The organism is Streptococcus mitis (assembly GCF_000722765.2).
Lineage (GTDB): Bacteria > Bacillota > Bacilli > Lactobacillales > Streptococcaceae > Streptococcus > Streptococcus mitis_AQ.
Map to the genome: position 1 here is coordinate 500,175 of NZ_CP028415.1, position 14,112 is coordinate 514,286.

13 protein-coding genes are annotated in these 14,112 nt (G+C 41.0%); all 13 read left to right on the plus strand.

Features of this window, described 5'->3' with window-relative positions:
- The first annotated feature begins 90 nt into the window (after window positions 1-90).
- The 13 genes from SK637_RS02790 (at window position 91) to SK637_RS02855 (ending at window position 14,111) form a co-directional block, all read left to right on the plus strand.
- Complete coding sequence (locus SK637_RS02790) at window positions 91-1,134, plus strand: D-alanine--D-alanine ligase (protein ID WP_033688303.1); 1,044 nt, start codon at window positions 91-93, stop codon at window positions 1,132-1,134.
- Between the two features lie 83 nt (window positions 1,135-1,217).
- Window positions 1,218-2,591 (plus strand): UDP-N-acetylmuramoyl-tripeptide--D-alanyl-D-alanine ligase, encoded by a 1,374-nt coding sequence (locus SK637_RS02795; RefSeq protein WP_033688304.1) that lies wholly within the window; start codon window positions 1,218-1,220, stop codon window positions 2,589-2,591.
- A gap of 94 nt (window positions 2,592-2,685) precedes the next feature.
- Window positions 2,686-3,390, plus strand: a complete 705-nt coding sequence (locus SK637_RS02800; protein ID WP_033688311.1) for a YwaF family protein — start codon at window positions 2,686-2,688, stop codon at window positions 3,388-3,390.
- Window positions 3,391-3,604: 214 nt separating this feature from the next.
- Complete coding sequence (gene ftsA, locus SK637_RS02805; protein ID WP_033688313.1) at window positions 3,605-4,984, plus strand: cell division protein FtsA; 1,380 nt, start codon at window positions 3,605-3,607, stop codon at window positions 4,982-4,984.
- 17 nt (window positions 4,985-5,001) lie between these two features.
- Complete coding sequence (gene ftsZ, locus SK637_RS02810) at window positions 5,002-6,258, plus strand: cell division protein FtsZ (RefSeq protein WP_033688314.1); 1,257 nt, start codon at window positions 5,002-5,004, stop codon at window positions 6,256-6,258.
- A gap of 4 nt (window positions 6,259-6,262) precedes the next feature.
- Window positions 6,263-6,934 (plus strand): YggS family pyridoxal phosphate-dependent enzyme, encoded by a 672-nt coding sequence (locus tag SK637_RS02815; RefSeq protein ID WP_004261850.1) that lies wholly within the window; start codon window positions 6,263-6,265, stop codon window positions 6,932-6,934.
- Between the two features lie 9 nt (window positions 6,935-6,943).
- Window positions 6,944-7,477 carry a cell division protein SepF gene (locus tag SK637_RS02820; RefSeq protein ID WP_024057153.1) on the plus strand — a complete coding sequence of 178 codons (534 nt, stop codon included), beginning with the start codon at window positions 6,944-6,946 and terminating at the stop codon, window positions 7,475-7,477.
- Window positions 7,477-7,740 carry a YggT family protein gene (locus SK637_RS02825; RefSeq protein WP_000576495.1) on the plus strand — a complete coding sequence of 88 codons (264 nt, stop codon included), beginning with the start codon at window positions 7,477-7,479 and terminating at the stop codon, window positions 7,738-7,740. The genes SK637_RS02820 and SK637_RS02825 overlap by 1 nt, the downstream gene beginning before the upstream one ends.
- A complete protein-coding gene (locus SK637_RS02830; RefSeq protein ID WP_033688316.1) occupies window positions 7,737-8,522 on the plus strand; it encodes a YlmH family RNA-binding protein in 786 nt (261 codons plus the stop codon). The genes SK637_RS02825 and SK637_RS02830 overlap by 4 nt, the downstream gene beginning before the upstream one ends.
- 8 nt (window positions 8,523-8,530) lie before the next feature.
- A complete protein-coding gene (locus SK637_RS02835) occupies window positions 8,531-9,406 on the plus strand; it encodes a DivIVA domain-containing protein (RefSeq protein ID WP_033688317.1) in 876 nt (291 codons plus the stop codon).
- Between the two features lie 252 nt (window positions 9,407-9,658).
- Window positions 9,659-12,451 carry an isoleucine--tRNA ligase gene (gene ileS, locus SK637_RS02845; RefSeq protein WP_033688318.1) on the plus strand — a complete coding sequence of 931 codons (2,793 nt, stop codon included), beginning with the start codon at window positions 9,659-9,661 and terminating at the stop codon, window positions 12,449-12,451.
- Window positions 12,452-12,596: 145 nt separating this feature from the next.
- Window positions 12,597-13,289, plus strand: a complete 693-nt coding sequence (locus tag SK637_RS02850; RefSeq protein WP_000240129.1) for a phosphoglycerate mutase — start codon at window positions 12,597-12,599, stop codon at window positions 13,287-13,289.
- A 120-nt stretch (window positions 13,290-13,409) separates the two neighbouring features.
- Window positions 13,410-14,111 (plus strand): ABC transporter ATP-binding protein, encoded by a 702-nt coding sequence (locus SK637_RS02855; protein WP_033688319.1) that lies wholly within the window; start codon window positions 13,410-13,412, stop codon window positions 14,109-14,111.
- The last annotated feature ends 1 nt before the right edge of the window (window position 14,112 follow it).

Genomic DNA, 14,112 nt, shown 5'->3' on the forward strand with positions numbered 1-14,112 from the left:
TTGAAGACCAGTATCAGGTTCAAGTTTCAAAAAAGAAGCAAATATGATATACTAAAGAATGAGTATTCTATTAGAATTGGAACAGATAATATGAAACAAACGATTATTCTTTTATACGGTGGACGTAGTGCAGAGCGTGAAGTCTCTGTCCTTTCAGCTGAAAGTGTCATGCGTGCGGTCAACTACGATCGTTTCACAGTCAAGACTTTCTTCATTAGCCAGTCAGGTGACTTTATCAAAACACAGGAATTTAGTCAGACCCCAGGTCAAGAAGACCGTCTCATGACAAATGAGACCATTGATTGGGATAAGCAAGTTGCACCAAGTGCTATCTACGAAGATGGTGCAGTAGTCTTCCCAGTCCTTCACGGTCCGATGGGAGAGGATGGCTCAGTTCAAGGATTCTTGGAAGTTTTGAAAATGCCTTACGTTGGTTGTAATATCTTGTCATCTAGTCTTGCTATGGATAAAATCACCACTAAGCGTGTCTTAGAATCTGTCGGGATTGCTCAAGTTCCTTATGTGGCCATTGTCGAAGGTGATGATGTGACTGCTAAAATTGCCGAAGTTGAAGAAAAATTGACTTATCCAGTCTTCACAAAACCATCAAACATGGGGTCAAGTGTCGGTATTTCTAAGTCTGAAAATCAAGAGGAACTTCGTCAAGCCTTGAAACTTGCCTTCCAATATGACAGCCGTGTCTTGGTAGAGCAAGGGGTAAATGCCCGTGAAATCGAGGTTGGTCTCTTGGGCAACTACGATGTCAAGAGCACGTTGCCAGGAGAAGTTGTCAAGGATGTTGCCTTCTATGACTACGATGCCAAGTATATTGACAACAAGATTACCATGGATATCCCAGCTAAAATCAGTGATGATGTGGTAGCTGTCATGCGTCAGAATGCAGAAACAGCCTTCCGTGCCATTGGTGGCCTCGGTCTCTCTCGTTGCGATTTCTTCTATACAGACAAGGGAGAGATTTTCCTAAACGAGCTCAATACCATGCCAGGTTTCACCCAGTGGTCTATGTATCCACTACTTTGGGACAATATGGGAATCAGCTACCCAGACCTAATCGAGCATTTGGTTGATCTTGCTAAAGAAAGTTTTGACAAGCACGAAGCGCATTTGCTATAAAATGAAAGAGAGGGTAGGAGCCAGAACCATCACTGCAAGGTGATTAGAGTTCTCGAGCTTCGACCCTTTTTAAAGGAGTAGAAATGAAATTAACCATCCATGAAGTGGCCCAAGTTGTAGGAGCTAAAAATGATATCAGCATCTTTGAGGACGCCCAGTTAGAGAAAGCTGAGTTTGACAGTCGTTTGATTGCGGCAGGGGATTTATTTGTCCCCCTCAAAGGTGCGCGTGACGGTCATGACTTTATCGAAACAGCTTTTGAAAATGGCGCTGCTGTAACCCTGTCTGAGAAAGAGGTTGCAAATCATCCCTATATTCTAGTAGATAATGTCTTGACTGCCTTTCAAACCCTCGCAGCCTACTATATAGAAAAAACGGGAGTCGATGTCTTTGCTGTCACAGGTTCAAATGGCAAGACGACGACCAAGGATATGTTAGCTCACTTGCTATCAACAACCTACAAGACCTACAAAACACAAGGAAACTACAATAACGAGATTGGCCTTCCCTACACAGTTCTCCACATGCCTGAAGGAACAGAAAAGTTGGTCTTGGAGATGGGACAGGATCACTTGGGAGATATTCATCTCTTGTCAGAATTGGCTCATCCAAAAACAGCCATCGTGACCTTGGTTGGAGAAGCCCATTTGGCCTTTTTCAAAGACCGTTCAGAAATTGCTAAAGGAAAAATGCAAATTGCAGATGGTATGGCATCGGGTTCTTTGCTTTTGGCACCGGCTGACTCTATTGTAGAGGACTACTTGCCAGCTGATAAAAAGGTGGTTCGTTTTGGGCAAGGAGCAGAGCTGGAAATCACAGACTTGATTGAGCGCAAGGACAGTCTGACCTTTAAGGCTAATTTCTTGGAACAAGCCCTTGATTTGCCAGTGACTGGTAAGTACAATTCTACTAATGCCATGATTGCATCCTATGTTGCCCTGCAAGAAGGAGTTTCAGAGGAGCAAATTCGTCAGGCCTTCCAAAATCTTGAATTGACGCGTAACCGTACTGAGTGGAAGAAAGCAGCCAATGGTGCAGATATTCTATCAGATGTTTACAATGCCAATCCAACTGCTATGAAGCTGATTTTAGAGACTTTTTCGGCTATTCCAGCCAACGAAGGTGGCAAAAAAATCGCTGTCTTAGCGGACATGAAGGAACTCGGTGACCAGTCTGTTCAGCTCCATAACCAGATGATTTTGAGCCTCTCGCCAGATGTGCTGGATACCGTTATTTTCTATGGAGAAGACATTGCTGAATTAGCCCAATTGGCTAGTCAAATGTTCCCAATCGGCCACGTTTACTACTTCAAGAAAACAGAAGACCAAGACCAATTTGAAGACCTAGTCAAGCAGGTCAAAGAAAGCCTTGGAGTCCATGATCAAATCCTGCTCAAAGGCTCCAACTCTATGAATCTAGCCAAGTTAGTAGAAAGTTTAGAAAATGAAGCTAAGTGATTTTGTCAAACATTTACGTATTTCTAAATCCATTTTTGACAAATAGCATGGTATAATAAAATGCAGGAAAATTTTGAATCATGAGGAAGACTAGATGAATTTATGGGATATTTTCTTTACGACCCAAGCAACAGAGCCACCCAAATTTGACCTTTTTTGGTATGTCAGTATATTTACACTCTTGGCCTTGACCTTTTATACAGCCTATCGTTATCGTGAAAAGAAGGGTTACCAACGATTTTTCCAAATCTTGCAGGCCGTTCAGTTAATCCTTCTTTATGGATGGTACGGGGTTAATCATATGCCATTGTCAGAAAGCTTACCCTTTTACCATTGCCGTATGGCTATGTTTGTGGTGCTTTTGCTTCCTGGTCAGTCCAAATATCGGCAGTATTTTGCATTACTAGGAACATTTGGGACATTAGCAGCCTTTGTTTATCCAGTGCCAGATCCTTATCCATTCCCACATATTGCCATTTTATCCTTTATCTTTGGCCACTTAGCTCTCTTGGGGAACTCTCTAGTTTATCTATTGAGACAGTATAACGCGCGATTGCTGGATGTGAAGGGAATTTTTCTCATGACTTTTGCACTAAATGCCTTGATTTTTGTGGTCAATTTAGTAACAGGCGGAGATTACGGATTCTTGACAAAACCACCATTGGTTGGAGATCATGGCTTAGTAGCTAATTATTTAATCGTTTCCCTGGCCTTATCAGCAGCGATTACGTTAACAAAGAAAATCTTGGAACTATTTTTAGAACAAGAAGCAGAAAAAATGATTGCAAAGAAAGCTTAGAAATGAGCTTTCTTTTTTTCATAAATCTGATTTTTTATAACTTGTTTGGAAAATAAAAAAATTTGATGAGCGAATGTGAAAAAATGGTAAGTAAATTTAGGAAAAACTAAGCACGATTGGATTTTTTGTGTTATAATATTCTGTGAATAGCTATGCCCTATTTTAGCTATATTGAATAGAAGTTTGAAACTTGGAAGAGAGAGGATGCGATGTAATGGCTAGAGATGGTTTTTTTACAGGCTTAGATATCGGAACTAATTCGATTAAAGTATTGGTTGCCGAGCTTAGAAATGGTGAACTTAATGTAATTGGTGTAAGTAATGCCAAGAGTAAAGGTGTAAAGGATGGGATTATCGTTGATATTGAAGCAGCAGCAACTGCTATCAAGTCAGCTATTTCCCAAGCAGAAGAGAAAGCTGGCATTTCAATCAAATCAGTAAATGTTGGTTTGCCTGGAAATCTTTTGCAAGTAGAACCAACTCAAGGTATGATTCCAGTTACATCTGATACAAAAGAAATTACAGATCAAGATGTTGAAAATGTTGTTAAATCAGCCTTGACAAAGAGTATGACACCAGATCGTGAAGTCATTACTTTTATTCCAGAAGAATTTATCGTAGATGGTTTCCAAGGTATTCGTGACCCACGTGGTATGATGGGGGTTCGTCTTGAAATGCGTGGTTTGCTTTACACAGGTCCCCGTACTATTCTTCACAATTTACGCAAGACAGTTGAGCGCTCAGGTGTTCAAGTTGAAAATATTATTATTTCACCATTGGCTTTGGTTCGTTCAGTCTTGAACGAAGGAGAGCGTGAATTTGGAGCTACTGTGATTGATATGGGAGCAGGTCAAACAACTGTTGCTACAATCCGTAACCAAGAACTCCAGTTTACAAATATTCTTCAAGAAGGTGGAGATTATGTCACAAAAGATATCTCTAAAGTCTTGAAGACTTCACAAAAACTAGCTGAAGGATTGAAATTGAACTATGGTGAAGCCTACCCATCACTTGCTAGCAATGAAACCTTCCAAGTTGAAGTGATTGGTGAAGTAGAGCCTGTAGAAGTTACAGAAAGCTACCTAGCAGAGATTATTTCAGCTCGCATTAAACACATTTTTGAACAAATCAAACAAGAGTTGGAAAGAAGACATTTGTTGGATCTTCCAGGTGGGATTGTTCTGATTGGTGGAAATGCTATTTTACCAGGTATTGTAGAACTTGCACAGGAAGTCTTTGGTGTTGGTGTCAAACTTTACGTTCCAAATCAAGTTGGAATTCGTAACCCTGCCTTTGCTCATGTGATTAGCTTGTCTGAATTTGCTGGTCAATTGACTGAAGTGCATTTATTGGCACAAAGAGCAGTCAAGGGTGAAGATACTTTGCGTCACCAACCCATTAATTTTGGTGGGATGATTCAACGTGTTACGCAGGTAGCACAACCGACCCCTATTCAACCAGTTCAAAATACTGAGGTAGAGCAATCAGCTTCTACGAACGTAGTTGCTCCGAAAGAAGATAAAGTATCTTCTCAAAATAAACCAAAAATCGCAGATCGTTTCCGTGGCTTAATCGGAAGCATGTTTGATGAATAAAAGAGGAAAAATAAACTATGACATTTTCATTTGATACAGCAGCAGCTCAAGGTGCAGTTATTAAAGTAATCGGTGTTGGTGGAGGTGGTGGTAACGCCATTAACCGCATGGTTGACGAAGGTGTTGCAGGCGTAGAATTTATCGCAGCAAACACAGATGTACAAGCTTTGAGTAGTACAAAAGCTGAGACAGTAATTCAGTTAGGCCCTAAATTGACTCGTGGTTTGGGTGCTGGCGGTCGACCTGAAATTGGTCAAAAGGCTGCTGAAGAAAGCGAAGAAGCCTTGACTCAAGCTATTACTGGAGCAGATATGGTCTTCATTACTGCAGGTATGGGGGGTGGCTCAGGTACTGGTGCAGCTCCTGTTATTGCCCGCATTGCTAAAGATCTAGGTGCTCTTACAGTTGGTGTTGTGACACGTCCTTTTGGTTTTGAAGGAAGCAAACGTGGACAATTTGCTGTTGAAGGAATCAATCAACTTCGCGAACATGTAGATACTCTATTGATTATTTCAAACAACAACTTGCTTGAAATTGTTGATAAGAAAACGCCACTTCTTGAAGCTCTTAGCGAAGCAGATAACGTACTTCGCCAAGGTGTTCAAGGGATTACGGATTTGATCACAAACCCTGGTTTGATTAATCTTGACTTTGCCGATGTGAAAACAGTTATGGCAAATAAAGGGAACGCCCTAATGGGTATTGGTATTGGTAGTGGAGAAGAACGTGTGGTAGAAGCAGCTCGTAAAGCAATCTACTCACCACTTCTTGAAACAACGATTGATGGTGCAGAGGATGTCATCGTCAACGTTACTGGTGGACTTGACTTGACTTTGATTGAAGCAGAAGAAGCTTCAGAAATTGTCAACCAAGCAGCTGGCCAAGGAGTGAACATCTGGCTTGGAACATCAATCGATGAAAACATGAAAGATGAAATCCGTGTTACAGTCGTTGCAACTGGTGTTCGTCAAGATCGTGTTGAAAAAGTTGTGGGACATGCACCAAGACAAGCTGTTCGTCATGAACAAGTAAGTCCTAGTCATGCACACAATCATAATCGTCAGTTTGATATGGCTGAAACTGCAGAAATTCCAAGTCCAGCACCTCGCCGTCCAGAAACTTCTCAAACTTCAGCATTTGGTGATTGGGACTTGCGTCGTGAGACAATTGTTCGTCCGACTGATTCAGTTGTATCACCAGTTGAACGTTTCGAAGCACCATCTTTACATGATGAGGATGAATTAGACACTCCTCCATTTTTCAAAAATCGTTAAGTAAATGAATTTGAAAGAAAATACAGAACGTGTTTTTCAACAAATAAAAGATGCAAGTCAGCAGTCAGGAAGAGAAGCCAATTCTGTTTCGGTTGTTGCTGTTACAAAATATGTAGACGTACCGACAGCGGAGGCTTTGCTTCCGCTAGGTGTGCATCATATTGGTGAAAATCGTGTGGATAAGTTTCTTGAGAAATATGAAGCTTTAAAAGATAGAAATATTACCTGGCATTTGATTGGAACCTTGCAAAGACGCAAGGTCAAAGATGTCATTCAGTATGTTGATTATTTCCACGCTTTGGATTCATTAAAGCTAGCAGAGGAAATTCAAAAAAGAAGTGACCGAGTTGTTAAGTGTTTCTTACAAGTAAATATCTCAAGGGAAGAGAGCAAACATGGTTTTTCAAGGGAAGAACTATTAGAGCTCTTGCCAGAATTGGCCACCTTAGATAAAATTGAATATGTCGGCTTGATGACCATGGCTCCTTTTGAAGCTAGTAGTGATGAGTTGAAAGAGATTTTTAAAGCTACGCAGGATTTGCAACTAGAAATTAGAGAAAAACAAATTCCCAATATGCCAATGACGGACTTGAGTATGGGTATGAGTCGTGACTACAAGGAAGCGATTGAATTTGGCTCAACATTTGTCAGAATTGGTACAGCATTTTTTAAGTAGGAAAGAAATATGTCTTTAAAAGATAGATTTGATAAATTTATAGATTATTTTACAGAAGATGGAGAAGATGTTGGTACTGCATATCAGCCTAAAGCTGAAGAGCCGATTGTGACTCCAGTCCCTTCTGTTCAAGAGTTGCCTCAACAAGCTGGTAGCACGCTATCTAAAGATAAAAACATCACTCGTCTTCATGCCCGTCAACAAGAGTTGGCTATGCAAAGTCAACGTTCTACTGATAAGGTGACAATTGATGTTCGTTATCCACGTAAATACGAAGATGCCACAGATATTGTTGATTTATTAGCTGGTAACGAAAGTATTTTGATTGATTTTCAATATATGACAGAAGTTCAAGCTCGTCGTTGTTTGGACTATCTGGATGGGGCGCGCCACGTTTTAGCTGGTAACATGAAAAAGGTAGCATCTACCATGTACCTGCTGACACCAGTTGATGTGGTTGTCAATATTGAAGACATCAAAATCCCAGATGAATCACAAAATGGTGAATTTGGCTTTGATATGAAACGTACGAGAGTGAGATAATGATCTTTCTCATTCGTTTTGTTCAAAATGCAGTGGATATCTATTCACTGATTTTAATTATTTTTGCTCTGATGTCTTGGTTTCCCAATGCTTATGAATCACGTCTTGGACGCTTGATTATTAGTTTAGTGAAACCGATAATCGCTCCCTTGCAACGTTTACCCCTCCAGATTGCAGGTCTTGACTTGTCTGTCTGGATTGCGGTATTACTAGTTCACTTCCTAGGGGAGCAGTTGATTCGACTTTTAGTAATCTTTCTATGAACAAGATGATTTATCAACACTTTTCTAAGAATGATTCGTCTTTTATTGATAAGGGAGTAGAATGGATAAAAAAGGTAGAAGATTCTTATTCTCCTTTTTTAACACCCTTTGTAAATCCCCATCAAGAAAAGATTTTAAAGGTTCTAGCATCAACCAACGGCATCTCCTACATGAGCAGTCGGCAGTTTCTTGAAACTGAATATGTACGGGTACTCCTGTATCCTGATTATTTTGAGCCGGATTTCTCTGATTTTGAGCTATCCTTGCAAGAAATTGTCTATCCTAATAAGTTTGAACGCTTAACGCATGCAAAAATATTAGGGACTGTTTTAAATCAGCTAGGAATCGATAGGAAGCTATTTGGTGATATCTTAGTCAATGAAGAGAGAGCACAGATTATCATTAATCGACAGTTTATGCTCCTTTTTCAAGACGGCATTACGAAAATTGCTCGTTTACCGGTTCGTCTAGAAGAACGGGATTTTACTGAGAAAATTGCTACAGTAGAAGATTATCAAGAATTAGATATTTGTATTGCTAGTTCTAGATTAGATGTTTTTCTAGCAGGTGTCTTCAAGCTGTCTAGAAATCAGGCAAGTCAGTTAATTGAAAAACAGGCAGTCCAAGTGAATTACCATTTAGTTGAAAAATCAGATTATGCAGTTCAAGTTGGTGATTTGATTAGTGTTAGGAAATTTGGTCGATTGAAACTCGTTAGAGATAATGGGCAAACAAAAAAAGATAAAAAGAAATTAACGGTCCAATTGTTATTAAGTAAGTGAGGAAAAATATGCCAATTACATCGTTAGAAATCAAAGATAAAACTTTTAGCACACGCTTCAGAGGGTTTGATCAAGAAGAAGTAGATGAATTTTTAGATATTGTAGTCCGTGATTATGAAGATTTGGTTCGCTCTAATCATGATAAGGATTTACATATTAAGAGTTTGGAAGAGCGTTTGTCTTACTTTGATGAGATGAAAGATTCATTGAGTCAATCTGTATTGATTGCACAAGATACAGCAGAGCGAGTAAAACAAGCTGCAACGGAACGTTCAAACAATATTATCCAACAAGCAGAGCAAGATGCCCAACGTTTGTTGGAAGAAGCTAAGTACAAGGCAAATGAAATTCTTCGTCAAGCAACGGATAATGCTAAGAAAGTTGCTGTTGAAACAGAAGAATTGAAGAACAAGAGTCGTGTCTTCCATCAACGTCTTAAATCTACAATTGAGAGCCAGTTAGCAATTGTCGAATCTTCAGATTGGGAAGATATTCTTCGCCCAACAGCGACTTATCTTCAGACAAGTGATGAGGCCTTCAAAGAAGTGGTCAGCGAAGTCTTAGGTGACTCTGTCTTGCAACAACATCCAGAGGAAGAACCAATTGATATTACTCGCCAGTTTTCTCCCGAGGAAATGGCAGAGTTGCAAGCGCGTATCGAAGCGGCTAATAAGGAACTTGCAGAAGCCGAAGCAAGAGCTGAGCAGGAACAAGTGGTTTCACCAGCTCCGGTTGTTGAAGAAAGTTCAGCTCATCCAGTTGGTCCAATGTATGAAGAGCCAGAAGTAGCTCCAAGCCATTATCCAGGACCAACACCAGCTACTGAAGCTGTAAGCTCAGAACCAGGTTTTGCGGCACCGCAAGAATCTGTTACAATTTTATAAGAAATAATCTGAGAACAATATCTTATCCTTATATTTCCAGCGAGCAGGAGATGGTGTGAGTCCTGCATTCCCTAATGATAAGATTATCCTCTCAAAAACTCAAGTCTGAATGGAGTAAGATTTGACGTTCCCCACGTTACGGGATAAGAGGGAGAAAGACAAAATCTTTTTCCGAATAAAGGTGGTACCACGATTTTCGTCCTTTTTGGCAGTCGTGGTTTTTAATTTGTTATTATTTATAAAGGAGATACCATGAAACTCAAAGATACCCTTAACCTTGGGAAAACAGCTTTCCCAATGCGTGCAGGACTTCCTACCAAAGAGCCAGTTTGGCAAAAGGAATGGGAAGATGCAAAACTTTACCAACGTCGTCAAGAATTGAACCAAGGAAAACCTCATTTCACCTTGCATGATGGCCCTCCATACGCAAACGGAAATATCCACGTTGGACATGCTATGAACAAGATTTCAAAAGATATCATTGTTCGTTCAAAATCTATGTCAGGTTTTTACGCACCATTTATCCCAGGTTGGGATACTCATGGTCTGCCAATCGAGCAAGTTTTGGCAAAACAAGGTGTTAAACGCAAAGAAATGGACTTGGTTGAGTACTTGAAACTTTGCCGTGAATACGCTCTTTCTCAAGTAGATAAGCAACGTGAAGACTTTAAACGTTTGGGTGTTTCTGGTGACTGGGAAAATCCATATGTGACGTTGACTCCTGATTATGAAGCAGCCCAAATCCGTGTCTTCGGTGAGATGGCTAATAAAGGTTATATCTACCGTGGTGCAAAACCAGTTTACTGGTCTTGGTCATCTGAGTCAGCTCTTGCTGAAGCAGAGATTGAATACCATGACTTGGTTTCAACTTCCCTTTACTATGCCAACAAGGTAAAGGATGGCAAAGGTGTTCTAGATACAGATACTTATATCGTTGTTTGGACAACTACTCCATTTACTATCACAGCTTCTCGTGGTTTGACGGTTGGAGTGGATATTGATTACGTCTTGGTTCAACCTGCTGGTGAAGCTCGTAAGTTTGTCGTTGCTGCAGAATTATTGACTAGCTTGTCTGAGAAATTTGGTTGGGCTGATGTTCAAGTTTTGGCAACTTACCGTGGTCAAGAATTGAACCACATCGTAACAGAACATCCATGGGATACAGCTGTAGATGAATTGGTTATTCTTGGTGACCACGTTACGACAGACTCTGGTACTGGTATTGTCCATACAGCCCCTGGTTTTGGTGAGGACGACTACAATGTTGGTATTGCTAATGGTCTTGAAGTCGCAGTGACTGTTGACGAACGTGGTATCATGATGAAGAATGCTGGTCCTGAGTTTGAAGGTCAATTCTATGAAAAGGTAGTTCCAACTGTTATTGAAAAACTTGGTAACCTCCTTCTTGCCCAAGAAGAAATCTCTCACTCGTACCCATTTGACTGGCGTACTAAGAAACCAATTATCTGGCGTGCAGTTCCACAATGGTTTGCCTCAGTTTCTAAATTCCGCCAAGAAATCTTGGACGAAATTGAAAAAGTGAAATTCCACTCAGAATGGGGTAAAGTCCGTCTTTACAACATGATTCGTGACCGTGGCGACTGGGTTATCTCTCGTCAACGTGCTTGGGGTGTTCCTCTTCCAATCTTCTACGCAGAAGACGGCACAGCGATCATGACTGCTGAAACGATTGAACACGTGGCTCAACTCTTTGAGGAACATGGTTCAAGTATTTGGTGGGAACGTGATGCTAAGGACCTTTTGCCAGAAGGATTTACTCATCCAGGTTCTCCAAATGGGGAGTTCAAGAAAGAAACAGATATCATGGACGTTTGGTTTGACTCAGGTTCATCATGGAATGGGGTTGTAGTAAACCGTCCTGAGTTGACTTACCCAGCAGACCTTTACCTAGAAGGTTCTGACCAATACCGTGGTTGGTTCAACTCATCACTCATCACATCTGTTGCCAACCATGGTGTAGCACCTTACAAACAAATCTTGTCACAAGGTTTTGCCCTTGATGGTAAAGGTGAGAAGATGTCTAAATCTCTTGGAAATACCATTGCTCCAAGCGATGTTGAAAAACAATTTGGTGCTGAAATCTTGCGTCTCTGGGTAACAAGTGTTGACTCAAGCAATGACGTACGTATCTCTATGGATATCTTGAGCCAAGTCTCTGAAACTTACCGTAAGATCCGTAATACCCTTCGTTTCTTGATTGCCAATACATCTGACTTTAACCCAGCTGTGGATGCAGTAGCTTACGAAGAACTTCGTTCAGTTGATAAGTACATGACGATTCGCTTTAACCAGCTTGTTAAGACCATTCGTGATGCTTATGCAAACTTTGAATTCTTGACAATCTACAAGGCCTTGGTGAACTTTATCAACGTTGATTTGTCAGCCTTCTACCTTGATTTTGCTAAGGACGTTGTTTACATCGAAGGTGCCAAATCACTGGAACGCCGTCAAATGCAGACTGTCTTCTATGACATTCTTGTGAAAATCACCAAACTCTTGACTCCAATCCTTCCTCACACAGCAGAGGAAATCTGGTCATATCTTGAGTTTGAAGCTGAAGACTTCGTTCAATTGTCAGAATTGCCAGAAGCAGAAACTTTTGCTAATCAAGAAGAAATCTTGGACACATGGGCTGCCTTCATGGACTTCCGTGGACAAGCTCAAAAAGCCTTGGAAGAAGCTCGTAATGCCAAAGTTATCGGGAAATCACTTGAAGCACACTTGACAGTTTATCCAAACGAAGTTGTGAAAACTCTACTCGAAGCAGTAAACAGCAATGTGGCTCAACTTTTGATCGTGTCAGACTTGACCATCGCAGAAGGACCAGCTCCAGAAGCTGCCGTTAGCTTCGAAGATGTAGCCTTCACAGTTGAACGTGCTGCAGGCCAAGTATGTGACCGTTGCCGTCGTATTGACCCAACAACAGCAGAACGCAGCTACCAGGCAGTCATCTGTGACCACTGTGCAAGCATCGTAGAAGAAAACTTTGCGGCCGCAGTAGCAGAAGGATTTGAAGCGAAATAAGATTGTTGCATAATACTAAGAAGGAAAAGGATTGTCAAACAGTCCTTTCCTTTTTGGTTTTGACTAGCTTTTTTGTGAAAAATTGTGTAAAATAGAATAGATAAACGAGGGAAAACCTCGGAAAATTTAAAGGAGAATCCATCTAATGGTAAAATTGGTTTTTGCTCGCCACGGTGAGTCTGAATGGAACAAAGCTAACCTTTTCACTGGTTGGGCTGATGTTGATTTGTCTGAAAAAGGTACACAACAAGCGATTGACGCTGGTAAATTGATCAAAGAAGCTGGTATCGAATTTGACCAAGCTTACACTTCAGTATTGAAACGTGCGATTAAAACAACGAACTTGGCTCTTGAAGCTTCTGACCAATTGTGGGTTCCAGTTGAAAAATCATGGCGCTTGAACGAACGTCACTACGGTGGTTTGACTGGTAAAAACAAAGCTGAAGCTGCTGAACAATTTGGTGATGAGCAAGTTCACATCTGGCGTCGCTCATACGATGTATTGCCTCCAAACATGGATCGTGATGATGAGCACTCAGCTCACACTGACCGTCGTTACGCTTCACTTGACGATTCAGTTATTCCAGATGCTGAAAACTTGAAAGTGACTTTGGAACGTGCCCTACCATTCTGGGAAGATAAAATCGCTCCAGCTCTTAAAGATGGTAAAAACGTATTCGTAGGAGCTCACGGTAACTCAATCCGTGCCCTTGTAAAACACATCAAAGGTTTGTCAGACGACGAAATCATGGACGTGGAAATCCCTAACTTCCCACCATTGGTATTCGAATTCGACGAAAAATTGAACGTAGTTTCTGAATACTACCTTGGAAAATAATTTATAGACAGAAATCCTAGGAATTCCTAGGATTTTTTGTATCTGCTTCTGGTTTCCAACTAGTTGAAAAAGCGTTATAATGGTAGTATGAAGTAATTTGTTTGAGAGAGGGTGGGTCTGATGGCTTATATTGAGATGAAACACTGTTACAAGCGTTATCAGGTTGGGGACACGGAGATCGTGGCCAATCGTGATGTGAATTTTGAGATTGAAAAGGGTGAATTGGTTATCATTCTAGGTGCGTCTGGTGCAGGCAAGTCAACGGTTCTTAACCTTCTTGGGGGAATGGATACCAATGATGAAGGGGAAATCTGGATTGATGGGGTCAATATTGCAGACTATAGTTCCCACCAGAGAACCAATTACCGTAGAAATGATGTTGGTTTTGTTTTTCAGTTTTATAATCTAGTGTCCAATCTGACCGCTAAGGAAAATGTGGAGTTGGCTTCAGAAATTGTGACAGATGCCTTGAATCCTGAACAGGTCTTGACAGATGTAGGTTTGGCTCATCGTCTCAATAACTTTCCAGCCCAGCTTTCTGGAGGGGAGCAACAGCGAGTCTCCATTGCACGCGCAGTAGCCAAAAATCCTAAAATTCTCCTTTGTGACGAACCGACAGGCGCCTTGGATTATCAGACGGGCAAGCAGGTTTTGAAAATCCTCCAAGATATGTCTCGTCAAAAAGGGGCAACAGTGATTATCGTGACTCACAATGGAGCTTTGGCACCCATTGCTGATCGCGTGATTCATATGCACGATGCCAGTGTCAAGTATGTGGTGATCAACAAGCATCCTCAGGATATCGACAGTTTGGAGTACTAGC

What these genes read in the sequence shown, in the direction of transcription:
- ileS (WP_033688318.1), top strand. Translation starts at nt 9,659, where the DNA reads ATGAAACTCAAAGATACCCTTAACCTTGGGAAAACAGCTTTCCCAATG.
- ftsA (WP_033688313.1), top strand. Translation starts at nt 3,605, where the DNA reads ATGGCTAGAGATGGTTTTTTTACAGGCTTAGATATCGGAACTAATTCG.
- ftsZ (WP_033688314.1), top strand. Translation starts at nt 5,002, where the DNA reads ATGACATTTTCATTTGATACAGCAGCAGCTCAAGGTGCAGTTATTAAA.
- SK637_RS02820 (WP_024057153.1), top strand. Translation starts at nt 6,944, where the DNA reads ATGTCTTTAAAAGATAGATTTGATAAATTTATAGATTATTTTACAGAA.
- SK637_RS02830 (WP_033688316.1), top strand. Translation starts at nt 7,737, where the DNA reads ATGAACAAGATGATTTATCAACACTTTTCTAAGAATGATTCGTCTTTT.
- SK637_RS02855 (WP_033688319.1), top strand. Translation starts at nt 13,410, where the DNA reads ATGGCTTATATTGAGATGAAACACTGTTACAAGCGTTATCAGGTTGGG.
- SK637_RS02825 (WP_000576495.1), top strand. Translation starts at nt 7,477, where the DNA reads ATGATCTTTCTCATTCGTTTTGTTCAAAATGCAGTGGATATCTATTCA.
- SK637_RS02800 (WP_033688311.1), top strand. Translation starts at nt 2,686, where the DNA reads ATGAATTTATGGGATATTTTCTTTACGACCCAAGCAACAGAGCCACCC.
- SK637_RS02815 (WP_004261850.1), top strand. Translation starts at nt 6,263, where the DNA reads ATGAATTTGAAAGAAAATACAGAACGTGTTTTTCAACAAATAAAAGAT.
- SK637_RS02795 (WP_033688304.1), top strand. Translation starts at nt 1,218, where the DNA reads ATGAAATTAACCATCCATGAAGTGGCCCAAGTTGTAGGAGCTAAAAAT.
- SK637_RS02835 (WP_033688317.1), top strand. Translation starts at nt 8,531, where the DNA reads ATGCCAATTACATCGTTAGAAATCAAAGATAAAACTTTTAGCACACGC.
- SK637_RS02850 (WP_000240129.1), top strand. Translation starts at nt 12,597, where the DNA reads ATGGTAAAATTGGTTTTTGCTCGCCACGGTGAGTCTGAATGGAACAAA.
- SK637_RS02790 (WP_033688303.1), top strand. Translation starts at nt 91, where the DNA reads ATGAAACAAACGATTATTCTTTTATACGGTGGACGTAGTGCAGAGCGT.